Genomic DNA, 20488 nt, shown 5'->3' with positions numbered 1-20488 from the left:
TTGCCTCCTGGCTGGTTGAATTTACGGACCAGTGGTGCCGGCCGCCGGCGCGGGGGGCGCCTGGGAAGCCTCGGGCGTTTCCGGGGCTTGGGGCGCCTTGGACGGCCCCGGCGTCTCGGGCGCGGGGGGCGTTTCGGGGGCCGCCTTGGTCTCGGGAGCCGGCGCCTTGGCCGGGGCCGGAACCTTGGCCGGGCGTGGCCTGATGGTTATCGTAGCCTGCACCGTGGTCGGGCTCAGACGTATGGACCGGCCGTCCGGGGGCCGCAGGTTGGCCTTGAGGGTGGTGGTCTTGGTCAGGCCGGTCACCTCCAGGGGCACGGTCCAGATCCAATCCAGGTCGGTTATCTCCTGCTTGATGCCGCTGACCGTTACCTCGGGCGGGGCGAAGGTCACCTCGGCCACCTCGAAGCCATGCTCGGGATTGCCCTTGATCACCGGGCGGACCGCGGCCGTGCGGCTGAAGCGCTTGGCCAGGACAACCTTGAGCCGGGCGGGGCTGATGCGCAGCACCTCCGTCCCCGGAGGCAGGTTGAGCTCCTCGGGCAGCACCTGGAAGATATGCTCCCCGGTGCCCATGCCCGCCAGGTTGAGCTGTTTGGCCGCCGGCCGGTTGGCCGCCTGGCGCACCAGGCTCTGGGGGCCGTAGAGCCTGAGCTCCACCTCGTTGGCCACCTGGTTGGCCACCACCATGTCCGCGGGCAATCCAGTCATGACCACCGGCATGCGCACGGTGATCTCGGCGCTTTCCTGGCCCACCACGAAGCTCCACAGGGCCACGGCGATGCCCAGGGAGATGAGCTTGAGCTTCCAGTTGTTGGTGATGAACTTAAGCATTGCCGCGCTCTTTGCCCCAGAGGCGGCGGGGTGTTTTGGCCTTCAACTGGAACAACTCGGCCAACTGGTTGTTCAGGGCCACCGCGTCCAGGTTCTGGGTGAGCTTGCCGCCCACCGCCAGGCTCACCCGGCCCCGCTCCTCGCTGACCACCACGGCCACCGCGTCGGTCTCCTCGGTGAGGCCCATGGCCGCCAAATGGCGGGTGCCCACCTGGCGGCTGCCGTCGGAGCTGGTGGACAGGGGCAGCACGCAGCGGGCGGCGATGATGCGGTCCTCGCTGATGATCACCGCCCCGTCGTGCAGGGGGGTGGTCACCTGGAAAATGGTCATCAAGAGCTCGCGGCTTACCCTGGCTTCCAGGCGCACCCCGGTGTCCACGTAGTCGGCCAGGCCGATGCGCCGCTCCAGCACGATGAGGGCCCCGGTCATGCGCGAAGCCAGGGCCACGGCGGTGCGGGCCACCTCCTCCAGGGTGGCGGTCTTTTGCTCGTGGCCGGCGGCCAGCAGGGGGCCGCGGCCCATGCGGGCCAGGGCTTTACGTATGTCGCTTTGGAACAGGATGATGATCACCAGGATCAGGGAAGCCAGGAAGGACTGGATGATCCAATGGATGGTCACCAGGTGCAGCCAGCGGGCCGCCACCATGGTCAGGAGCACCACCCCCAGCCCGGCCAGCATCTGCATGGCCCGGGTCCCCTTGACCAGCAGGATGACCTTGTAGATGACAAAGGCCACCAGGCCGATGTCCACCAGGTCCAGCCAGCGCAGCTGGTAAAAGGGGGCCAGAAAATCAGTCATGGTAAGGCTCCTGCGCCATTACCGCGTCGCAAACCGCCAAGGCCTCCTTGAGGGGGGCCACGTCGTGCACCCTGACGATGTCCGCCCCCAGGGCCGCGCCCAGGATGTGCACGCCCACGGAACCCCACAGCCGTTCGCCGGGGATATCGCGCCCGGTCAGGGTGCCGATGAATTTCTTGCGGCTGGCCCCCAACAACACCGGGTAGCCCAACTCGGTCAGGGCCTGGAGGTTGCGGATTAGGGCCAGGTTGTGCTCCAGGGTCTTGCCGAAGCCGATGCCCGGATCCAGGATGATGGCCTCCGGGGCCACCCCCGCCTCCAGGGCCAGCCCGGCCCGCTGAGCCAAAAACTCGCGCACCTCGGCCACCACGTCTTGGTAGACCGGGTTGTTCTGCATGGTGCGGGGCTCGCCTTGCATGTGCATGAGCACCAGCCCGGCCCGGCTCTCGGCCGCCAGGTCGGCCATGGCGGGGTCGCCACCCAGGGCGGTGACGTCGTTGATGATGTTGGCCCCGGCCGTGAGCGCCGCCCGGGCCACCTCGGCCTTGTAGGTGTCCACGCTGATGACCGCCGAACAGTGGCGCGACAGGGCCTCGATCACCGGCAGCACCCGGTCCATTTCCTCGGAGGCGCCGGTGGGGCGGCTGCCCGGCCGGGTGGTTTCCCCCCCCACGTCCAGGATGTCGGCCCCGGCCTCGGCCAAGGCCAAGCCGTGCTCCACGGCCTGGGCGTCTTGATAGAACTGTCCGCCGTCGCTGAAGGAGTCGGGGGTGACGTTGATCACCCCCATAATCAGGGTGCGCGGCCCCAAATCCAGGCCGCCGTCGGGCAAGGTTATGGCGCGGTTTCGCTTAGACACCGGCCTGGTCATCGTCCGCCTCCGGCGGAACGGTTGCAACTGGCGCCTCTTCGCCCGCCTCGGCCTGCGGCTCCTGGGGCTGGGGGGCCCGGGGGCGGGGCTTGCCGGCCAATATGGCCAACACCGCCTCGGCGTCCAGGGTCTCTTCCACCAAGAGGGCGCCGGCCAGGTTGTGCAGCACGTCCAGGTGATCCCGCAAAAGCCCCGTGGCCGTGTCGTGGGCTCCGGTGACCAGGCGCTTGACCTCGTGGTCGATGGCCTGGGCGGTCTCCTCGGAGTAGTCCCGGTGCTGGCTGATCTCGCGCCCCAGGAAGATCTGCTCCTCGCGCTTGCCGAAGGTCAGCGGGCCCATCACCTCGCTCATGCCCCACTCGCACACCATCTTGCGGGCCAACTCGGTGGCCCGCTCCAGGTCGTTGCCCGCGCCGGTGGTAAAGGTCTCCAGCACCAACTCCTCGGCCGAGCGGCCGCCCAAGAGCACCGCCAGGTTGTTGATGAGGTAGTCGCGGGAATAGGTGTGGCGCTCGTCCACCGGGAGCTGCTGGGTGAGGCCCAGGGCCCGTCCCCGGGGGATGATGGTTACCTTGTGCACCGGGTCGGTGCCAGGAGTAAGCACCGCCACCAGGGCGTGACCCGCCTCGTGATAGGCGGTGGTGCGCTTTTCTTCCTCGCTGAGGATGAGGCTGCGCCGCTCGGCGCCCATCATCACCTTGTCCTTGGCCCGCTCGAAGTCGATCATGTCGATGCGGTTTTTGTCGTCGCGGGCGGCGAGCAGGGCGGCCTCGTTGACCATGTTTTCCAGATCGGCCCCGGAGAAGCCGGGGGTGCCCCGGGCCAGCACCGAAAGTTCTACGTCCGGCGACAGGGGGGTGCGCCGGGTGTGCACCCTGAGGATGGCCTCGCGGCCCTTGACGTCGGGGGTGGGCACCACTACCTGGCGGTCGAAACGGCCGGGCCGCAACAGGGCCGGGTCCAGCACGTCGGGGCGGTTGGTGGCCGCGATGAGGATGACCCCCTCGTTGGACTCGAAGCCGTCCATCTCCACCAAAAGCTGGTTCAGGGTCTGCTCGCGCTCGTCGTGCCCGCCGCCCAGGCCCGCGCCGCGGTGACGGCCCACCGCGTCGATCTCGTCGATGAAGATGATGCAGGGGGCGTTTTTCTTGCCCTGGGTGAACAGGTCGCGCACCCGCGAGGCGCCCACGCCCACGAACATCTCCACGAAGTCCGAGCCGCTGATGGAGAAAAAGGGGACCCCGGCCTCCCCGGCGATGGCCCGGGCCATGAGGGTCTTGCCGGTGCCCGGCCCGCCCACCAACAGCACGCCCTTGGGGATGCGCCCGCCCAGGCGGGTGAACTTCTTGGGCTCGCGCAAAAACTCGATGATCTCGGTGAGCTCTTCCTTGGCCTCTTCCACCCCGGCCACGTCCTCAAAGGTGATGCGCCGGCCCTGGGGTTCGGTCTGCAAGCGGGCCCGGCTCTTGCCGAAGCTCATGGCCTTGCCCCCGCCCGTCTGCATCTGGCGCATGAAGAATATCCACACGCCGATCAACAGGAGCATGGGGAACCAGGAGACCAGCATGGACATGTACCAGGGCGAATCGTCTTCGGGCTTCACCGTGATCTTCACGTCCTTGGCCCTGAGCTCGCTGATGAGCTTGGGGTCTTCCGGGGCGAAGGTGCGGAAGCGCTTGCCGTCGCTGGCCCAGCCGCGCACCTCTTGGCCCTGAATTTCCACGCTGCTTATCTGGCCCTTTTCCACCGCCGTCAAAAAGTCGGAATAGGGCAGTTTTTCGCTGCCCGTTTCCGGGCGATTGAAGAAGTTGAACAACAGGACCATCATCAGGCTGATGACCAGCCAGAGGGCCAAGTTTTTGTATAAGGGATTCAACAGACTATCTCCAGCGGCGCCCGGGGGCCCGGCGCTCGAAGCGCCCTTAATGATTAAAATTCATAGTATATTGTCAGCCCTGGGGGGTGTCAACGAAACTGAGCCTCAAATAGGCGCTTTCAGTGCCTTTTAGGCGCGCCCGCTCCGCCACGGCCCAGGGAGCGGCCCACCAGGGGCCTTCCCGGTCGGCCAGGATAAGGGTGCGGGCCCGCCACCAAAGCGGGATCTTGCGGTCGATGAGTATACGGCTGAGCCGTTTGCCCCCCGGCGCGCCAAGGGGGTGGAAGCGTTCGCCGGGCCGGGGCGGGCGCAGTTCCAGGGGCCAGCGCACCGCCTGGGCGGGCAGGCAGGCCGAGGCCCCCCGGCCCGTGAGCGGCGGTTTGTCGTGCACCAGCTCCAAACGCAGGCGGGCCCCCAGGTGGGGTAGTTCCACCGTGGCCGGGCCCTGGATGAGCAGGGCGGGGCAGGGGGGCGGGTCGGCCCGGTCCAGGCGCAGGGCCGCGGCCTCGCGCCAGGCCATGAGCCCGCCCGGCAGGGTCAGCTTGCGGCCCGCGCTTCCGGCCAGCAGCTCCAACAGCTGCTCCACGTGCGGGGCCAGCAGGTGCTGCCCCTGACCGGTGAGGCGCTTCATGGCGTGGCGCAGCAGGCGGCGTTGGCGGGCCGGGTGCATGGCGGCCAGGGCCCCGGCCTCCAACAGCAGGCTGGTGCCCTGGCGGCGCAGTACTTGGCCTTCCTGCTCGGCGCACCAACTTTCCCACAGGTCTTCCTCGTCGGCGGACAGGGCGGCCAAACGGGCCAGGGCCTCCGAGGCCCGGGGATTGACCAGCTCTTCGGCCAGGGGGAGGAGGCGGTGGCGCACCCGGTTGCGCAAAAATTGCGGGCTTTGGTTGGTGGGATCCTCCCGCCAGAGGTGGCTGCCAGTCCGTAACCAGGCGCGCAATTCCTCGCGGCCCAGGGCCAGCAGGGGCCGCCACCAGGGTTCGTCCCAGGGGCGCATGGCCGCCAGGCCCGAGGGGCCGCTGCCGCCCAACAGGCGCATGAGCACCGTCTCGGCCTGGTCGCCCAGGGTATGGCCCAGGGCGACGGCCCGGGCGCCGCTCTGGGCGGCCATGTCCACGAGGGCCTCGCGCCGCGCCTCCCGGGCCGCCTCTTCCAGGGAGCGGCCCCGGGGAGCCAACGTGACTTTGCGGCAAAAATAGGCCGCCCCCAGCTCCCCGGCCAACTCGGCCACGAAGCGGGCGTCCTCGGCCGAATCCGGCCGCAGGCCGTGGTCCACGTGGCCTAGGGCCAGCCGCCAGCCGCGCTCCGGGGCGGCCAGGGCCAGCAGGCGGGCCAGGGCCACCGAATCCGAGCCGCCGCTGACCGCGGCCAGCACCACGCCCGGCCCGGGCCAGGGGCCCCCCAAGACAGGGACCGCGGCCTTGACGTGCTCCAAGGGCGGAGATAAGCTCAAATCTGAGCAATTCTTTTTACGGTAAGAGGCCATGAATCAGCCCAAAATAGTTTCCGTTAATATAAGTTCTACCAAAGGCGTGGTCAAAAAGCCCGTACCCTCGGGTTGCCTGGAGCCGGACGTGGGGCTGGTGGGCGACGCCCATTCCGGCCCCTGGCATCGCCAGCTCTCGCTATTGGCCATGGAATCCATAGATTTCATGCGCGCCAAGGGGGCCGACGTGAACCCGGGCGACTTCGCCGAAAACATCACCACCCAGGGCATCGAGTTGCACACCCTGCCCATCGGCACCCGCCTGAAGCTGGGCGAGGTGGAGGTGGAGGTCACCCAGATCGGCAAGGAGTGCCACGCGGGGTGCGAAATCCGCAAGCTGGTGGGCGACTGCATCATGCCCCGCCAGGGCATCTTCGTCCGGGTGCTCAACCCCGGCGAGGTGCGCTCCGGCGACCCGGTGAGCCGTATGGGCGAAGCGGGGGGCTAAAGGCGGTGGCCGAGCTGCAGCGCCTGGGTGGGCAAAACTGCGCCTACTTCACCCGCGGGCGCTGCACCCGCACGGTCAGCCCGGAAGCTTCCCAGGCCGCCCGCTGCACCCTGTTGGAGCAGCGGCGCAAGGTGGGGGCGGCCACCATGGACCGCCTGGACCGCCTGAAGAACCTGGCCGACGAGGGCGACCGCGAGGTGGCCCGGCGCCACGTCATCCAGAAGAACCTGGAGCAGATCACCCGCCTGTCCTGCCCCCGCTACGTGCCCAAGGCGGCGGTGGGGCCCCTGTGCCGCCACCAGCACTTGGTGTCGTGCCTGCTGCTGTTGCCTCATTGCCGGGGGCGCTGCGAGCATTACCTGCGCCGCCACGACCCGGCCGACAAGCGGGAACCCAAGCCATGAGCGCCGCCCATCCGCGCAACCCCTATCCCACGGTGGACGTGGTCATAGAGCTCCTGCGCCCCGGTCGGCCCATCGTGCTGGTGCGCCGGGCCAACCCGCCCCTGGGCTGGGCCCTGCCCGGCGGGTTCGTGGACTACGGCGAGAGCCTGGAGCGGGCCGCGGTGCGCGAAGCGGCCGAGGAGACCGGCCTGGCGGTGGAGTTGGTGGCCGTGCTGGGGGCCTATTCCGAGCCCGAGCGCGACCCCAGGCAGCACAACCTCTCGGTGGTTTTCCTGGGCCGGGCCACGGGCGAGCCCAAGGGGGGCGACGACGCGGCGGCGGCCCAGGCCTTTGGGCTTGAGGAGCTGCCCCGGCCCCTTTGTTTCGACCATGAGCTGATCTTGCAGCATTACCTGCAGTGGCGCGCGGGAACGCGTCCCGGCGCGCCGGTGCAAAAGCGGGGAGTATGACCATGAGCGAGCAAGGACTGAGCCCCCGGGAGCAGAACGGCCTGTTGAAGCTGGCTCGGGGGCGCATCGCCCGCCTGGTGGGCCGCGAGGCCGAGGCCCCCGACCAAGGGCAGCTGCCCGGACCGGAGATCAAGCGGGGAGCTTTCGTCACCCTGCACAAGCGCGGCCGCCTGCGCGGCTGCATCGGCAACTTCATCTCCGACGAGCCCCTCACCGAGTTGATCGAGGACATGGCCGTGGCCGCGGCCAGCCAGGACCCCCGCTTCCCGCCCCTGAGCGGCGACGAGTTGGACCAGGTGGACCTGGAGATCAGCGTGCTCAGTCCGCTAAAGCGCATCGAGGACGTGAGCGAGATTCAGGTGGGCACCCACGGCATCTACATCATCAGCCCCCGGGGCCGGGGGGTGCTCCTGCCCCAGGTGGCCACGGAATACGGCTGGGACCGCGACGCCTTCCTGGATCAGACCTGCGTAAAGGCGGGCCTGCGGCCGGGCTGCTGGCGCGATCCGGACACCGAGATCCTCATCTTCTCGGCGCAGATTTTCGGGGAAAAGCCGGAGGGCTAGCTCTTGGCGGCCTGGGCCTTTTTGGCCGCGAACTTATCCTTGAGCCGTTGCGAGACGGTGGAGGGCACCAGCCCGTTGATGTCCCCGCCCAGGGCGGCCGCTTCCTTGATGATGGTGGAGCTGACGTAGAACCACTTGTAGTCGGTCATCAAAAACACCGACTGCACGTCGCGGCTCAGCTTGCGGTTCATCAGGGCCATCTGGAACTCGAACTCGAAGTCCGACAAGGCCCGGAGCCCGCGCAGGACCACGTTGGTGCCGCTGGCCAGCACGTAATCCACCAACAGGCCGTCGAAGGTATCCACCGAGGCCCCCGGGATGTCGCCGATGACCTCCTGGATCATCTCCACCCGCTCGGGGATGGGGAACAGGCCGCTCTTTTCCGGGTTGACCGCCACCGCCACCACCACCTGGTCGAATATCTCCAAGCCGCGATGCAAGATGGACAAATGCCCGTTGGTGATGGGATCGAAAGAGCCGGGATAGATAGCGGTTTTCATGTGCCGTCCCCTCTGGAATCGCTGCTTGAGGCCAAAAAACTCAGTTCGCTCTGTCCGTAGCGGCGGTGATCGACTATTTCCAGGCCCACGGGGGCCTGGGGGGCCTCCTGGGGCGAGTGCTCGATTAACAACAGCCCGTCGGCGGCCAGGAGCCACCCCTGGGCGGCCAGCTCCACCAGGCGGGCCACCTGGCCCTTGCCGTAGGGCGGGTCGGCCAGCACCAGGTCAAAGGGAGCGGCGGCTTTGAGCGCCTCCACGGCGGCCGGCAGCCCGGCCGCGTGCACTCGGCCCGCCTGGGCCAGGCCCAGGGCGTCCAGGTTGGCCTGGATCAGCTTGGCCACTGGGCGGCTGCTTTCCACGAAGCAAACCGAGGCCGCCCCCCGGCTGAGGGCTTCCAGGCCCAGGGCCCCGCTGCCTGCGTATAGGTCGGCCACCCGGCTGCCCTCAACCCTGGGGCCCAATATGTTGAACAACGCCTGGCGCATCTTGGCCCCGGTGGGCCGGGTGCCCAAGCCGGGCGGCGTCTTGAGCGCCCGCCCCCGCAGGCGCCCGCCGGTGATCTTGAGCAAAACGCCGGGCCTTGTCCCTACAGGTAATCCGTCGCCAGGATCTCGGCGATCTGCACCGCGTTGGTGGCCGCGCCCTTGCGGATGTTGTCGGCCACCAGCCACAGGTCGATGCCCTTGTCCTGGCTGATGTCCTCGCGGATGCGGCCCACGTAGGTCAGATCCTGGCCCGCCGCCTCCAGGGGGGTGGGGTAGACCAGGTTGGCCGGGTCGTCCACCACCTTCACGCCGGGGGCCTTGGCCAACGCGGCGCGCACCTCGTCTACGCTCACCTTCTTCTTGGTGGCGATGTTCACCGTCTCGGAGTGACCGTAGCGCACCGGCACGCGCACGCAGGTGGCGCTGACCTTGATGCTGTCATCGCCCATGATCTTCTGGGTCTCCAGCACCATCTTCATCTCTTCCTTGGTGTAGCCGTTGTCCTGGAACACGTCGATGTGGGGCAGAAGGTTCCAGGCGATCTGCTTGGGATACACCTTGGCTTCGGGCTGGCGCCCCTCGTGCAGGGCCTTGAGCTGGCCTTCCAGCTCGACGATGGCCTTCTGGCCGGTGCCGCTCACCGCCTGATAGGTGCTCACCACGATGCGCTCGATCCCCGCCAGCTCATGGATGGGCTGGAGCACCACCACCATCTGGATGGTGGAGCAGTTGGGGTTGGCGATGATTCCCTTGGTGGTGTAGCCCGCGATGGCCTTGGGGTTCACCTCGGGCACCACCAACGGCACCAGGGGGTCCATGCGCCAGCAGGAGGAGTTGTCCACCACCACCGCGCCCGCCTTGGCGGCCACCGGCGCGAAGTTCTTGCTGGTGGAGGCCCCGGCGCTGAACAGGGCGATCTCGATGCCCTCGAAGGAGTTCTCGTCCAGCACCTGCACGGGGATCTCTTCGCCCTTGTAAGTGAGTTTCTTGCCCTTGGAGCGCTCGGAGGCCAACAGGCGCAGCTCGCCCACTGGAAAGTCTCTTTCTTCGAGGCACTGGATCATCTGGTTGCCCACGGCACCAGTGGCCCCGCACACCGCGACTTTGTAAAGCTTGCTCATGGTTCCTTCTCTTCTTTCTGGTCTCTGCTCCAAGGTTGTGCATGGCCCGCGCGTCCGCCGGTCCGGGCAGGGCACGGCCACGGTCTTTATTTAGCCGTGACCGGGCCTTATTGCAAACTCTTTGTTAGGGAAAAATGGGGCGGGGGCCGGTTAGCGTCCGGTGAGCTGTTTGCGGATTTTCTTGATCAGGCCCCCCTGGCTCACCAGGTCGGCCAAGTAGGGGTCAACCGGTTGGGCCTGAAAAGAGGTCTCCTGGTCCCGGTCCTCGATTAGCCCGCTGTAGGGGTCCAGGCGCAGGCGGTCGCCGTCGTGCACCCGGGCCGCGGCCTCGGGGCAGGTAAAGATGAGCAGCCCCATGTTGAAGGCGTTGCGAAAGAACATGCGCGAGAAGCTGTGGGCGATCACCGCGCCCACCCCGGCGTTCTTGATGGCCAGGGGGGCCTGCTCCCGGGAGGAACCGCAGCCGAAGTTGCGCCCGGCCACGATGAAATCGCCGAAACCCACCTGGCCGGCGAACTCGGGCCGAAGATCGCCCAGGACCACCTTGGACCAGGAGTGGGGGTCGCGCTGGTGCAGGTAGCGGGCCGGTATGATGGCGTCGCTGGAGATGTGGTCGCCGAAAACCCACGCGGTGCCGCTGATCATGACAAAACCTCCGCCGGATCGGCCACCCGGCCCAAGATGGCGCTGGCCGCGGCCACCGCCGGACCGGCCAGGTAGATGCGGCTGCTGGGGTGGCCCATGCGGCCCCGGTAGTTGCGGTTGGCGGTGGCCACCGCCACCTCGCCGGCGGCCAGGATGCCCAGGTGGGCCCCGGAGCAGGGGCCGCAGGAGGGCGGGCCCATGATCCCGCCGGCAGCCAGGAAGGTCTCCACCAGGCCCTCGCGCACCGCCTGGAGCATGATGCGCGGGGTGGGGGGGACCACCATCAGGCGCACCCGGGGGTGCACCTGCTTGCCGCTTAGCACCTGGGCGGCCACCCGCAGGTCTTGCAAGTGGGCCGCGGCGCAGGAGCCTATGAACACCTGGTCCACCGGCTCGTAGCCCGCCCGGCGGGCCGGGGCCACGTCGTGGGGCCGGTGGGGCCGGGCCGCCTGGGGTTCCAGGCCGCTCACGTCCAGCTTGGCCGCCTTGGAAAAGGCGGCGTCCGGATCGGAGGCCACCGAGGCCCAGGAGCGCGTGGCCTTGTCCTTGAGATAGTCGGTGGTCACCTGATCCACCGGGAACAGGGCCGCCTTGGCCCCGCTTTCCACCATCAGGTTGCTGATGGTCAGGCGGGCCTCCATGGACAGCCCGGGCACCAGGGAACCGGTGAACTCCAGGCTCTGATAGTGGGCCCCCTCCGGGCCCAGCAGGCGCAACAGGGCCAGGGCGATGTCCATGCCGCCCACCCAGGGGCCCAGCTCGCCGCCAAGCTCCACCCGCATGGTCTCGGGCACCCGGAACCAGCCCCGGCCGGTGACCAGGGCGGCGGCCAGGTCGCTGGCCCCCACTCCGGTGGCCAGGGCCCCCATGGCCCCGTGGGTGACCATGCGGCTGTCGGCTCCCACGGCCAGCTCGCCGGGCAGAATCAGCCCGCGCTCGGCCAGGAGCATGTGGGAGATGCCCGAACGCCCGCCCTGGAAGCGGTGCTCCAGGTGGTTGGAGGAGACGAACTCGTTCATCTCCTTGGCGATGAGCGCGCTGCCCACGTCCTTGTTGGGGGTGAAGTGGTCGGCCACCATCACCACCCGGGAGGGATCGAAGACCCTCTCGCCGCCAATCTCCTTGAATCCCTTGATGGCCATGGGGGTGGAGACGTCGTTGGCCAGGACCATGTCCAGCTTGGCCTCCACGATGGCGCCGGGCTCCACGTGGGGGAGCCCGGCGCGGGAAGCCAATATTTTCTGACTCATGGTTTGGGGCTGGTTCAAAGGCTGCTCTCCTGGGCGCTCAGCCGGGGACCGTGGGTCTTCAGGTACTCCAGGCGGTTGAGCCCGTTGATGTAGGCCTTGGCCGCGGCCACCAGGATGTCGGAGTCGGAACTCTTGCCCAGGACCACCAGACCGTTTTCGCCCAATCTTACCGTTACCTCGCCCTGCGCGTCCAGCCCTCCGGTAATGGCGCTGATGGTGAAGCGCAGCAGCTTGGCCTTGGAACCGGTGATTTTGGAGATGGTGTTGTACACCGCGTCCACCGGGCCGCTGCCCGAGCCGAACTCCTGCTTGAGCTCCTCGCAGTCGAAGATGCGCACCGTGGCGGTGGGTACGGTCACCGTGCCGCTGACGATGTTCAGGTAGTCCAGGCGCCAGCGCAGGGGGATGCGCAGGATCTCGTCGGCGATGAGCGCCTCCAGGTCCTCGTTGAACACCTCTTTTTTCTTGTCGGCCAGGCGCTTGAAGGCCTGGAAGAGCTTCTCCACGTTGTCGCGGTCCAGCTCGTAGCCCATGTCGGCCAGGCGGGCCTTGAGGGCGGCGCGGCCCGAGTGCTTGCCCAGCACCAGGTTGTTCTGGCCGATGCCCACCTCTTCGGGGGTCATGATCTCGTAGGTCAGCGGGTTCTTGAGCACGCCGTCCACGTGGATGCCCGACTCGTGGGCAAAGGCGTTGGCCCCCACGATGGCCTTGTTGGGCTGCACCGTAACCCCGGTGATCATGGAGACCAGGCGGCTGGCCGGGTAGATCTCCTTGCGGTTGATGTTGGTGGTCAGCCCCAGGGCCTTCTCGCGGGTGGCCAGCATCATCACCACCTCCTCGATGGAGGCGTTGCCCGCCCGTTCGCCGATGCCGTTGATGCAGCCTTCCACCTGGCGCGCCCCGGCCTTGATGCCGGCCAGGCTGTTGGCCACGGCCAGGCCCAGGTCGTCGTGGCAGTGCACGCTCACCGTGGCCTTCTTGAGCTGGGGCACCTTCTTATACAGGTACTTGATGCGCTCGGTGAACTCGTCGGGCAGGGCGTAGCCCACGGTGTCGGGGATGTTGATGGTGGTGGCTCCGGCCTCCAGGGCGGTGGCCACCGCCTGGGCCAGAAAGTCCGGGTCCGAGCGCGAGGCGTCCTCGGCGCTGAACTCCACGTCGTCGCACAGGCTGGCGGCCAGGCCCACCCCGGAGGTGATCTCGGCCAGGGCCTGCTCGCGGCTGATCCTCAGCTTGTGCTCCAGGTGGATGTCGCTGGTGGCGATGAACACGTGGATGCGTTTCTTCTCCGCCGGCTTGATGGCCTCCCAACAGGTCTGGATGTCCGCGTGGCCGGTGCGGGCCAGGCCGCAGATGACCGGGCCCTTCACCTGCTGGGCGATCTGGTTGACCGATTCGAAATCGCCGGGGCTGGAGGCGGGAAAGCCGACCTCGATGATGTCCACACCCAATTGAGCCAACTTGTGGGCCAGGCGCATCTTCTCTTCGAGGTTCATGGAAGCGCCCGGCGACTGTTCGCCATCGCGCAGAGTCGTGTCGAAAATCTTTACCAGGTTGGACATTGCGGTTTCTCCCATTAATGAAAATACGCCGTTAAGTGTCCCCGCCGGGACACATCGCCAGGATTTGGGTGCTCTGGGGTTATGTCTGGGTGGGGAGCGGAAAGACTAGGACAGGGGCAATCGATCTTGTTCGCCGGCCTGCAGAGGCGCCTCGGCCTTGGCGGCCTTTTTCTTGGCCATGATCCGCGCGGCGAAAGGCCCGCCGATCACGTAGGAGGCCAGCATGATGAAGCCCATGAACTGCGGCTGGATGGCGATGAGCACGAACAGCAGCAGAGCGGCCACCAGCCAGTTGAAGGACTTGAGCTTGCCCAGCCCCATCTCCTTGAAGGAGAGGTAGTGGATGTTGCTGACCATGAGGAAGCTCAGCAGGAAAACGATGAGCACCAGCACCCAGGGCTCGAAGGGGGTGGCCCCCCCCAGCTCCAGCCACATGAGGATCATGGTGCAGATAACGCTGGCCGCGGCCGGGATGGGCAGGCCCACGAAGTGGCTGGTGCCCACTTCTTCCACCTGGACGTTGAAGCGGGCCAGGCGCAGGGCGCCGCAGGCCACGAAAAGGAAGGCGGCCAGGAAACCCAGGCGGCCCAGGGGCTGCAGCCCCCACATGTACACCAGGATGGCCGGGGCCACGCCAAAGGCCACCAGGTCGGCCAGGGAGTCGAATTCCACCCCGAAACGGCTGACCGTCTTGGTGGCCCGCGCCACCTTGCCGTCCAGGCCGTCGAAGACCAGGGAGGCCAGGATGGCCAGGCAGGCCATCATGAAATTGCCCTGGATGGCCTCCACCATGGCGAAAAAGCCGGCGAACAGGCTGGCGGTGGTGAAGAGGTTGGGCAGGACGTAGATCCCCCGTCGCCACTGCTCGCGGCTTTTGCGTCGGCGGGAATTTCGGTTGCGTCGGGCCATCTAAACCTCTGCGATCACGCTTACTCCGGCTCTCACTCGCTGGCCGGGTTTCACCTGGATCTTGGCGCTCAGGGGCAGGTACAAATCCAGGCGGGAGCCAAATCTAATCATACCGTACCGCTGACCGCGCTCTAATGCAACCCCCGGAGCGGCCCAACATTCGATTCGGCGGGCCACCAGCCCGGCCACCTGGGTGACCACGATGGTGGCCTCGCGCCCGTCCAACACCAGGTCCAGGCGTTCGTTGGCCGTGGGGGCCTCGGGCCGGTCGGCGGGCAGGAAGCCGCCGGGGCGGTGGACCACCTTGCGCACCCGCCCGGCCAGGGGGGCCCGGTTCACGTGCACGTCGAAGATGTTCATGAACACCGAAACCAGGCGCACCGGCCCGCCGGGCAGCTCCGGGTGGGTGGTCTCGCTCACCACCACCACCTTGCCGTCGGCCGGGGAGATGACGGCCCGCTCATCGGCTTGGCTTTGGCGGGGCGGATCGCGGAAGAAGTTGCCGACCAGCAGGGCGACGGCCCACAGGGGCGCGGCCAGCCACCACACGCCAAGGGCGGTGGCCACGGCGGCCAAAAACACGGCCGAGGCCAGGTAGGGCCAGCCTTGGCGGGCCAGGGGGAACTTGTCCATTCGGCTGGGCCTAGGCGTCGGGGCCGCGCAGGGTGCCCAAAATCTGCTCGATGCGGTCGCGGCCGGCCAGTTTGAGCTTTTGCAGGCGCTTGCGCTCTATCTGCTCCTCGGTGGACAGGTATAGGCGCTGGTTCATGTCGTCCAGCTTTTTTTCCATCTCCTGGTGCTCGGCCCAGAGTTTGGCCAGCTCCGGGTCGTTGTCCAGGTTATCCTGAATCAGCTTGGTGTCGCTGGGATCCATAATTTTTATTCCTCTACTGCTACTGCGGTAAAAAAGTTTATTTTCTTTGGCCCGGCCCGGAAGGCAACAGGGCAAACACGCAACTCACTTCGGCGGTTACCTGCACTTCGCCGGCTTGCAGGGGGGTATTTTCCGATGCCTTGGCCATGCTGCGCAGCATGGGCACGGGAGCCGCTACGCCGCCGCCGGTGCGCATCTGCTGCAGCGGGCCCAAGGCCAGGCCCGCGGCCGTGGCCAGGGTTTGGGCCCGGGCCTTGGCGTCGGCAAAGGCCGCGGCCAGGGCTTGGCGCTCAGCCTGGCTGGGATCGGCCAATCCCCAGTGGGGGCCGGACACCTGGTTGGCCCCGGCGGCCACCGCCGCGTCCAAGATTCCGGCCAGAGCCTGGGGATCGCGGCTGGTGACGCGCACCTGGTGGTCGGCCTTATAGCCGGTGATTTGGCTGCGACGGGTTTCTTTGTAGTAGGTGGTCACGGGTCGCAGGTGGTAGCCCGCGGTTTCCAGGCGCCCCCGGCCATCCAGGGCTTTTTTGAGGACGTCCACCACCTTTTGCATGGCCGCGGCGTTGGCCTGGGAGGCCTGGGCAGCGGTGGAGGCCTGGTTGGTCACCCCCACGGTGATGACTCCCTGGTCCGGGGCCAAGTACAGAGTAGCTGTGCCGTCCACCGTTACGTTGGGCGCCTTTAGCTGGGCATGAGTCACGTAGGGCAGACACAGGCCCACCAGGACCAATGTCAGGATAAACCACCGGCGCATGTCAACTCCTCCTCGAATGTCCATGCATTATAACACGGGAACTCCGAGCTTCACCGCACCCGGCGCGATTCGTTGGCGGCGCTCCCGGAGGACGGGGCAGGGGCTTATTGCACCAGGCGGTAGTCGTCCAGGGGCAGGCCGAAACGCACCTCGGCGTCCGAGGGACGGCAGTAGCGAGGGCGCATTTGATGGGGGGCCAGGCCCTGGCCCGCGGCCAGGCGGCGGGCGCCGATGAGGGCCAACAGTCCGGGGCTGGGCTGGTCCAGCTCGGCGGGGGCCAGCTCCAGGCCGGGGGCCAGCTCGGCGGGGTCGATGAGGCGCGCGCCGGGGCCCAGGAGCAGCGCCGGGGGGGCGAGCAGGGGCAGCAGGCGCTCGGGGGTGATGGCCATGTCCGCCTCGCGGCGGGCAAAATCCTGTCCGTGCTGCTCGAAGCGGGCGGCGTAGAGGAGGCCCCGCCGGGCGTCGGCCAGGGCCCATACCGTGCGCTCCCCTTCCGGGGCGGCCTCGGCCAGCAGGCGCAGGCTGGAAACCCCGGCCACGGGCAGGCCCAGCCCCAGGGCCAGGCCCTGGGCGGTGGCCAGGGCCACGCGCAGGCCGGTAAAAAAGCCGGGGCCTATGGTCACCGCCAGACCGCCGAGATCGCAACGCGCGGCTCCCGCCCGGTGCATTACTTCCTCTATGGCGGGCAGCAAGCGGCGGCTGAAGCCGGGACCGGGCTCCAACAAGGCCTGGGCCAAGACCCGGCCCTCGTGGGCCAGGGCCGCGCCGCCTCCGGCCAGGCAGGTGTCCAGGGCCAGGATCACCGGAACGCCTACTGGTCGTACACGCCCAGCAACCGGGCGATATCGTTGTAGAAGATGAACACCATCAGCAGGATCAGGAGGATCATGCCCACCTGTTGGGCTTTTTCCCGGGTGGCCAGGGACACCGGACGGCGGGTGATGGCCTCGAACAGGAAGAAGAAAATGTGGCCGCCGTCTAGGGCGGGTATGGGCAACAGGTTCAAGATGGCCAGGTTCACCGAGATCAGGGCGGCCAGATCCAGCAGGGGTGCCAAGCCCTGGCGGGCGGCCTCGCTGGCCACCTGGGCGATCATGATGGGCCCGCCCAGGTTTTCCACCGAAACCTTGGCTTGGATGATCTTGACCACGCTCATGATGATGAGTTCGCCGGACCAATAGGTCTTGAGTGCCGCCAGCCTGGCCGACTCCCACAGGCCCACCGACCGGCTGCTCGTTTGGCTGCTGGCGGAGATGCCCACCCGGAAAACCTGGTGCTTTTCGCCGAAGATGTCGGTGACTTCCTCTTGGCGGGGAACGATGGTGGTCTCCACCTGCTTGCGGTCGCGTTCCAGGGTGACTTTGAGGGGCTTGCCGCCGCTGCCCTGGATGGCCTTGACCATGGCCGCCCAGTCGGCGGTGGGCTGGCCGTTGATGGCCAGCACCTTGTCGTCTTTTTGCACCCCCGCGGCCATGGCCGGGGAATTCGGCAGCACTCCGCCCACCATGGTGGTGATGGTGGGCATGCCCCAAATAAGCAACACCGCGAAGTAGACGATCAGGGCGAAGGCGACATTGGACAGGGGGCCGGCGGCCACGATGGCCAGGCGCCAGCCCACCTTTTTGTGGGCAAAGGACTTGGCCTCTTCCTCGGGCGCCACCTCGTCGCCGGGGTTTTCCCCCACCATGCGCACGAAACCGCCCAGGGGAATGGCCGACAGGCGGTAGTCGGTCTCGCCCCTTCTGAACCCGGCCAGACGTGGCCCAAAGCCCAGGCTGAAGACCTTCACCCCCACCCCGGCCTTCTTGGCCACCAGGAAGTGACCCAGTTCGTGCACGAAGATGAGGATGCCCAGAACGATGATGGCGCTGATCAGGGTCACGCGTTTCCTCCATGGGACTCGGCCCAGGCGCGGGCCCGGCCCCGGGCCCAGCGGTCGGCCTCCAACACGGCGGCCACGCTGGTCAGGGGAGCGGCCTGGTGCTCGTCCAAGACCGCCCGCGCGCACTCGGCGATCTGGCCATAGGCCAGGCCGCCGGCCAAAAACAGGCCCACCGCCACCTCGTTGGCCGCGTTTAGCACCGCCGGGGCGCTGCCCCCCCGGCGGCCGGCCGCGAAGGCCAGGCCCAGGGCGGGGAATCGCTCCAGGTCCGGCTCTTCGAAGCTCAAGCGGGCCACCTGGGCCAGGTCCAGGCGAGGGGCGTCCAGGGCCAGGCGCTGGGGATAGGACAGGGCAAAGGCGATGGGAGTCTTCATATCCGGCAGGCCCAACTGGGCCAAAAAGGAGCCGTCCACGTACTCCACCAGGGAGTGCACCACCGATTGGGGATGCACCACCACCTTGATGTCGTCGTAGCCCCGGTCGAAGAGCCAGTGGGCCTCAATGACCTCCAGGCCCTTGTTCATCAGGGTGGCCGAGTCGATGGTTATCTTGGGCCCCATGGACCAGGTGGGGTGGGCCAGGGCCTTTTCCGGGGTCACCCCGGCCAACTGGGCCTTGCTGTAGCCCCAGAAGGGCCCGCCGCTGGCGGTGAGCCACAGGCGGCGCACTCCGGCGGGGTCGTTGCCCATGAGCGACTGGAAGATGGCCGAGTGCTCGCTATCCACCGGCACGATGGCCGAGCCGCTTTCGGCGGCCGCGGTCATGACCAGCTCCCCGGCGGCCACCAGGGTCTCCTTGTTGGCCAGGGCCACGTCGATGCCTGCCTTGACCGCCGCGTAGGTGGGCAACAGCCCGGCCACGCCCACCATGGCGCTGAGCACCATGTCCGCCCCGCAGCCCGCCGCGGCCTGCAGATAGCCCTGGGGGCCGTAAACCACCTCGGCCTTGAGGCCGGGAGGCAATAGTTTCTTGAGCTGGTCGGCCGCCTCTTTATCCAGCACCGCCAACACCTGGGGCTGGAACAGGGCGGCCTGGCGGGCCAACTCTTGTACCGAGCGGGCGGCGGCCAGGCTGACCACCGGGAAGCGTTCGCGGTGGGCGGCCACCACCTGCAAGGTGCTTTGGCCGATGGAGCCGGTGGAGCCCAGTATGGCCAGCTTCTTTACGGCCACAGCAGCATCCTCAACAGCAAAAAGGCCGCCCCGCCCACCAGGATGCCGTCCACCCGGTCCAGCACCCCGCCGTGGCCCGGCAGGATGGAGCCCGAGTCCTTGACCCCGGCGGCGCGCTTGAGGGCAGACTCCAACAGGTCGCCGCCCACGCTGACCACCGCCAGCACCAGGCCCAGCAGGAAACCGGCCCCCACGCTGGTGTCGGGCAGCCAGAGCAGGGCATAGACGGCGCCCAGCACCGCCGCGGCCAGGGCCCCGCCGGCCACGCCCTCGATGGTCTTGCCGGGGCTGATGGCCGGGGCCAGCTTGTGGCGGCCCCACATATGGCCCGCGAAATAGGCCCCCACGTCGGCGGCTACGACCGCGAAGATGGAGAAGATGAGCAGCGCCCGTCCCTGGGGCAGACCCAGAAGCACCACCAGGCCCGCGAACAGCCCGCCCACGTAGACCAGGCCCCAGCAGCGGCGAGTGGCGTCGTCCCAGGCCAGGCCCAGCTCCGGGCCGGCTATGGCAATGATGAGCCCCAGGGCCACCAGGCCCAGCAGCAAGGCGGCCAGGGCCGCGCTTCCCCCGGCCAGCCCGGCCAGGGCCACGAGCCCGGCCAGGGCCACCCCGGCCACCGCCGGAACGTTCCAGGGGCCGGGCAGGGCCATGCGGGTGTATTCGTGCATGCCCAGGCCGGCCACCGCCGCGATAAGCAGGCCCAGCACCCACAGGGGGGCGAAAAGGATAACCAGCAGAACCCCGGCGGCCAGCGGCAGGCCGGTGGCCGCGCGCACGGCCAGGGTCTCCATGGTCCGGCGGCGGGTGGGCTCGCTCACGCGCTTTCTCCCTTTAGCTGCTCCCCGGTCTGGCCGAAGCGGCGCTCGCGTTCGGCAAAGGCGGTGAGCGCCTTGGCCATTTCCTGTTCGCGGAAGTCGGGCCAATAGGTTTCGGTGAAATAAAACTCGGCGTAGGCGATCTGCCACAAGAGGAAGTTGCTCACCCTCAGCTCGCCGCTGGTGCGGATCAACAGATCCACCTGGGGCAGGCCCGCAGTGTAGAGTTCGCCTTCCAGCTCGGCCTCACCGATGGCCTCGGGAACCAACTCCCCGGCCACGGCCCGGGCGGCCAGGCGGCGGGCGGCGCGCACCAGCTCCTGGCGGCCGCCGTAGGACAGGGCCAGGTTGAGCACCATGCGCTCGCCCCCGGCGGTGTCGTCCATGATCTGCTGCAAGAGCTCGCGGGTCTTGGTGGGCAGGCGCTCCACGCTGCCGCTGGCCATCAGGCGGATGCCCCGGTCGATCATCTCCTGGCGCTCGCTTTTGAGAAAGCGGCCCAGCAGGCGCATCAGAGCCTCCACCTCGGTCTTGGGGCGGGCCCAGTTTTCCTCGCTGAAGGCGTAGAGGGTGAGGACTTTGATGCCCAGCTTGCGGCAGGCGCGCACCACCACCCGCACGCTCTCGGCCCCTTCCTCGTGGCCCCGCACCCGGCGCCAGCCCTTGGACTTGGCCCAGCGGCCGTTGCCGTCCATGATCACCGCCAGGTGGCGGGGCAGGGCGGAGGTGTCCAGCCGGTCGAGGGGGGAAGGCTCTGGGATGGTCGAAGCCATGGGCTTGGCA

The 20488-nt window shown here is 67.9% G+C and carries 24 protein-coding genes; 4 read left to right on the top strand and 20 right to left on the bottom strand.

Annotated features, from left to right (window positions below):
- Positions 1–21: 21 nt before the first annotated feature.
- The 5 genes from AACH32_RS16450 to tilS form a co-directional block, all read right to left on the bottom strand.
- A complete protein-coding gene (locus tag AACH32_RS16450; protein ID WP_338601854.1) occupies positions 22–834 on the bottom strand; it encodes a CdaR family protein in 813 nt (270 codons plus the stop codon).
- A complete protein-coding gene (gene cdaA / locus AACH32_RS16445; RefSeq protein WP_338601852.1) occupies positions 827–1633 on the bottom strand; it encodes a diadenylate cyclase CdaA in 807 nt (268 codons plus the stop codon). The genes AACH32_RS16450 and cdaA overlap by 8 nt, the downstream gene beginning before the upstream one ends.
- Positions 1626–2504: a dihydropteroate synthase gene (folP, locus tag AACH32_RS16440; protein ID WP_338601849.1), complete on the bottom strand. Its 879-nt coding sequence runs from the start codon at positions 2502–2504 to the stop codon at positions 1626–1628. The genes cdaA and folP overlap by 8 nt, the downstream gene beginning before the upstream one ends.
- Positions 2485–4380 (bottom strand): ATP-dependent zinc metalloprotease FtsH, encoded by a 1896-nt coding sequence (gene ftsH / locus AACH32_RS16435; protein ID WP_338601846.1) that lies wholly within the window; start codon positions 4378–4380, stop codon positions 2485–2487. The genes folP and ftsH overlap by 20 nt, the downstream gene beginning before the upstream one ends.
- 73 nt (positions 4381–4453) lie before the next feature.
- Positions 4454–5833, bottom strand: coding sequence for a tRNA lysidine(34) synthetase TilS (tilS, locus tag AACH32_RS16430; RefSeq protein ID WP_338601844.1), 1380 nt, complete (start codon positions 5831–5833; stop codon positions 4454–4456).
- Between the two features lie 31 nt (positions 5834–5864).
- On the opposite strand from tilS, the gene AACH32_RS16425 reads away from it, so the two are divergent.
- Genes AACH32_RS16425 through amrA form a run of 4 tightly spaced genes read left to right on the top strand, consistent with a single transcriptional unit; the run spans position 5865 to position 7733 of the window.
- Positions 5865–6314, top strand: a complete 450-nt coding sequence (locus AACH32_RS16425; RefSeq protein WP_338601842.1) for an MOSC domain-containing protein — start codon at positions 5865–5867, stop codon at positions 6312–6314.
- A gap of 5 nt (positions 6315–6319) precedes the next feature.
- The gene (locus AACH32_RS16420) at positions 6320–6718 is read left to right on the top strand and encodes a hypothetical protein (protein WP_338601839.1); all 399 of its coding nucleotides are present in this window, start codon (positions 6320–6322) and stop codon (positions 6716–6718) included.
- A complete protein-coding gene (locus tag AACH32_RS16415; protein WP_338601837.1) occupies positions 6715–7167 on the top strand; it encodes an NUDIX hydrolase in 453 nt (150 codons plus the stop codon). Before AACH32_RS16420 ends, AACH32_RS16415 begins: the two co-directional genes overlap by 4 nt.
- Positions 7168–7169: 2 nt before the next feature.
- The gene (amrA, locus tag AACH32_RS16410; RefSeq protein WP_338601835.1) at positions 7170–7733 is read left to right on the top strand and encodes an AmmeMemoRadiSam system protein A; all 564 of its coding nucleotides are present in this window, start codon (positions 7170–7172) and stop codon (positions 7731–7733) included.
- Here amrA and coaD read toward each other — a convergent pair.
- The 15 genes from coaD to AACH32_RS16335 all read right to left on the bottom strand — a co-directional run bounded on the left by coaD (position 7730) and on the right by AACH32_RS16335 (position 20478).
- Positions 7730–8233 carry a pantetheine-phosphate adenylyltransferase gene (gene coaD, locus AACH32_RS16405; RefSeq protein WP_338601832.1) on the bottom strand — a complete coding sequence of 168 codons (504 nt, stop codon included), beginning with the start codon at positions 8231–8233 and terminating at the stop codon, positions 7730–7732. The two genes, amrA and coaD, sit on opposite strands and share 4 nt — an antisense overlap.
- Positions 8230–8802, bottom strand: a complete 573-nt coding sequence (rsmD, locus tag AACH32_RS16400; RefSeq protein WP_338601829.1) for a 16S rRNA (guanine(966)-N(2))-methyltransferase RsmD — start codon at positions 8800–8802, stop codon at positions 8230–8232. Before rsmD ends, coaD begins: the two co-directional genes overlap by 4 nt.
- A 17-nt stretch (positions 8803–8819) precedes the next feature.
- Entirely contained in the window at positions 8820–9839 is a 1020-nt protein-coding gene (locus AACH32_RS16395) for an aspartate-semialdehyde dehydrogenase (protein WP_338601827.1), read from the bottom strand.
- A gap of 150 nt (positions 9840–9989) precedes the next feature.
- Positions 9990–10484, bottom strand: coding sequence for a 3-isopropylmalate dehydratase small subunit (gene leuD, locus AACH32_RS16390; RefSeq protein ID WP_338601824.1), 495 nt, complete (start codon positions 10482–10484; stop codon positions 9990–9992).
- A complete protein-coding gene (locus AACH32_RS16385; protein ID WP_338601822.1) occupies positions 10481–11752 on the bottom strand; it encodes an aconitase/3-isopropylmalate dehydratase large subunit family protein in 1272 nt (423 codons plus the stop codon). The genes leuD and AACH32_RS16385 overlap by 4 nt, the downstream gene beginning before the upstream one ends.
- On the bottom strand, positions 11749–13296 hold the full coding sequence (locus AACH32_RS16380; RefSeq protein ID WP_338601820.1) for a 2-isopropylmalate synthase: 1548 nt from the start codon (positions 13294–13296) through the stop codon (positions 11749–11751). The genes AACH32_RS16385 and AACH32_RS16380 overlap by 4 nt, the downstream gene beginning before the upstream one ends.
- Positions 13297–13401: 105 nt before the next feature.
- Positions 13402–14205 carry a CDP-diacylglycerol--serine O-phosphatidyltransferase gene (gene pssA / locus AACH32_RS16375; protein WP_338601818.1) on the bottom strand — a complete coding sequence of 268 codons (804 nt, stop codon included), beginning with the start codon at positions 14203–14205 and terminating at the stop codon, positions 13402–13404.
- A complete protein-coding gene (locus AACH32_RS16370; protein WP_338601816.1) occupies positions 14206–14838 on the bottom strand; it encodes a phosphatidylserine decarboxylase family protein in 633 nt (210 codons plus the stop codon). It abuts the gene before it with no gap.
- Between the two features lie 10 nt (positions 14839–14848).
- A complete protein-coding gene (locus AACH32_RS16365; protein ID WP_338601814.1) occupies positions 14849–15079 on the bottom strand; it encodes a YdcH family protein in 231 nt (76 codons plus the stop codon).
- 37 nt (positions 15080–15116) lie between these two features.
- Positions 15117–15833, bottom strand: coding sequence for an SIMPL domain-containing protein (locus AACH32_RS16360; RefSeq protein WP_338601812.1), 717 nt, complete (start codon positions 15831–15833; stop codon positions 15117–15119).
- A 104-nt stretch (positions 15834–15937) separates the two neighbouring features.
- Positions 15938–16636: a tRNA (adenosine(37)-N6)-threonylcarbamoyltransferase complex dimerization subunit type 1 TsaB gene (tsaB, locus tag AACH32_RS16355; protein ID WP_338601810.1), complete on the bottom strand. Its 699-nt coding sequence runs from the start codon at positions 16634–16636 to the stop codon at positions 15938–15940.
- 8 nt (positions 16637–16644) lie between these two features.
- On the bottom strand, positions 16645–17715 hold the full coding sequence (gene rseP / locus AACH32_RS16350; protein ID WP_338601807.1) for an RIP metalloprotease RseP: 1071 nt from the start codon (positions 17713–17715) through the stop codon (positions 16645–16647).
- Positions 17712–18887 (bottom strand): 1-deoxy-D-xylulose-5-phosphate reductoisomerase, encoded by a 1176-nt coding sequence (locus AACH32_RS16345; RefSeq protein WP_338601804.1) that lies wholly within the window; start codon positions 18885–18887, stop codon positions 17712–17714. Before AACH32_RS16345 ends, rseP begins: the two co-directional genes overlap by 4 nt.
- On the bottom strand, positions 18878–19708 hold the full coding sequence (locus tag AACH32_RS16340; RefSeq protein ID WP_338601802.1) for a phosphatidate cytidylyltransferase: 831 nt from the start codon (positions 19706–19708) through the stop codon (positions 18878–18880). The genes AACH32_RS16345 and AACH32_RS16340 overlap by 10 nt, the downstream gene beginning before the upstream one ends.
- Entirely contained in the window at positions 19705–20478 is a 774-nt protein-coding gene (locus tag AACH32_RS16335) for an isoprenyl transferase (RefSeq protein WP_338601799.1), read from the bottom strand. Before AACH32_RS16335 ends, AACH32_RS16340 begins: the two co-directional genes overlap by 4 nt.
- Between the last annotated feature and the right edge of the window lie 10 nt (positions 20479–20488).

The organism is Desulfoferula mesophila (assembly GCF_037076455.1).
GTDB classification, from domain to species: domain Bacteria; phylum Desulfobacterota; class Desulfarculia; order Desulfarculales; family Desulfarculaceae; genus Desulfoferula; species Desulfoferula mesophila.
Note: the sequence above shows the minus strand (reverse complement) of the source record. Positions and strands in the feature narration are given on the sequence as shown.

Excerpts from the sequence above, each read along its gene's own strand:
- AACH32_RS16450 (WP_338601854.1), bottom strand. The coding sequence starts at position 834 with ATGCTTAAGTTCATCACCAACAACTGGAAGCTCAAGCTCATCTCCCTG.
- cdaA (WP_338601852.1), bottom strand. The coding sequence starts at position 1,633 with ATGACTGATTTTCTGGCCCCCTTTTACCAGCTGCGCTGGCTGGACCTG.
- folP (WP_338601849.1), bottom strand. The coding sequence starts at position 2,504 with ATGACCAGGCCGGTGTCTAAGCGAAACCGCGCCATAACCTTGCCCGAC.
- AACH32_RS16425 (WP_338601842.1), top strand. The coding sequence starts at position 5,865 with ATGAATCAGCCCAAAATAGTTTCCGTTAATATAAGTTCTACCAAAGGC.
- AACH32_RS16415 (WP_338601837.1), top strand. The coding sequence starts at position 6,715 with ATGAGCGCCGCCCATCCGCGCAACCCCTATCCCACGGTGGACGTGGTC.
- amrA (WP_338601835.1), top strand. The coding sequence starts at position 7,170 with ATGAGCGAGCAAGGACTGAGCCCCCGGGAGCAGAACGGCCTGTTGAAG.
- coaD (WP_338601832.1), bottom strand. The coding sequence starts at position 8,233 with ATGAAAACCGCTATCTATCCCGGCTCTTTCGATCCCATCACCAACGGG.
- AACH32_RS16395 (WP_338601827.1), bottom strand. The coding sequence starts at position 9,839 with ATGAGCAAGCTTTACAAAGTCGCGGTGTGCGGGGCCACTGGTGCCGTG.
- leuD (WP_338601824.1), bottom strand. The coding sequence starts at position 10,484 with ATGATCAGCGGCACCGCGTGGGTTTTCGGCGACCACATCTCCAGCGAC.
- AACH32_RS16380 (WP_338601820.1), bottom strand. The coding sequence starts at position 13,296 with ATGTCCAACCTGGTAAAGATTTTCGACACGACTCTGCGCGATGGCGAA.
- pssA (WP_338601818.1), bottom strand. The coding sequence starts at position 14,205 with ATGGCCCGACGCAACCGAAATTCCCGCCGACGCAAAAGCCGCGAGCAG.
- AACH32_RS16370 (WP_338601816.1), bottom strand. The coding sequence starts at position 14,838 with ATGGACAAGTTCCCCCTGGCCCGCCAAGGCTGGCCCTACCTGGCCTCG.
- AACH32_RS16365 (WP_338601814.1), bottom strand. The coding sequence starts at position 15,079 with ATGGATCCCAGCGACACCAAGCTGATTCAGGATAACCTGGACAACGAC.
- AACH32_RS16360 (WP_338601812.1), bottom strand. The coding sequence starts at position 15,833 with ATGCGCCGGTGGTTTATCCTGACATTGGTCCTGGTGGGCCTGTGTCTG.
- AACH32_RS16335 (WP_338601799.1), bottom strand. The coding sequence starts at position 20,478 with ATGGCTTCGACCATCCCAGAGCCTTCCCCCCTCGACCGGCTGGACACC.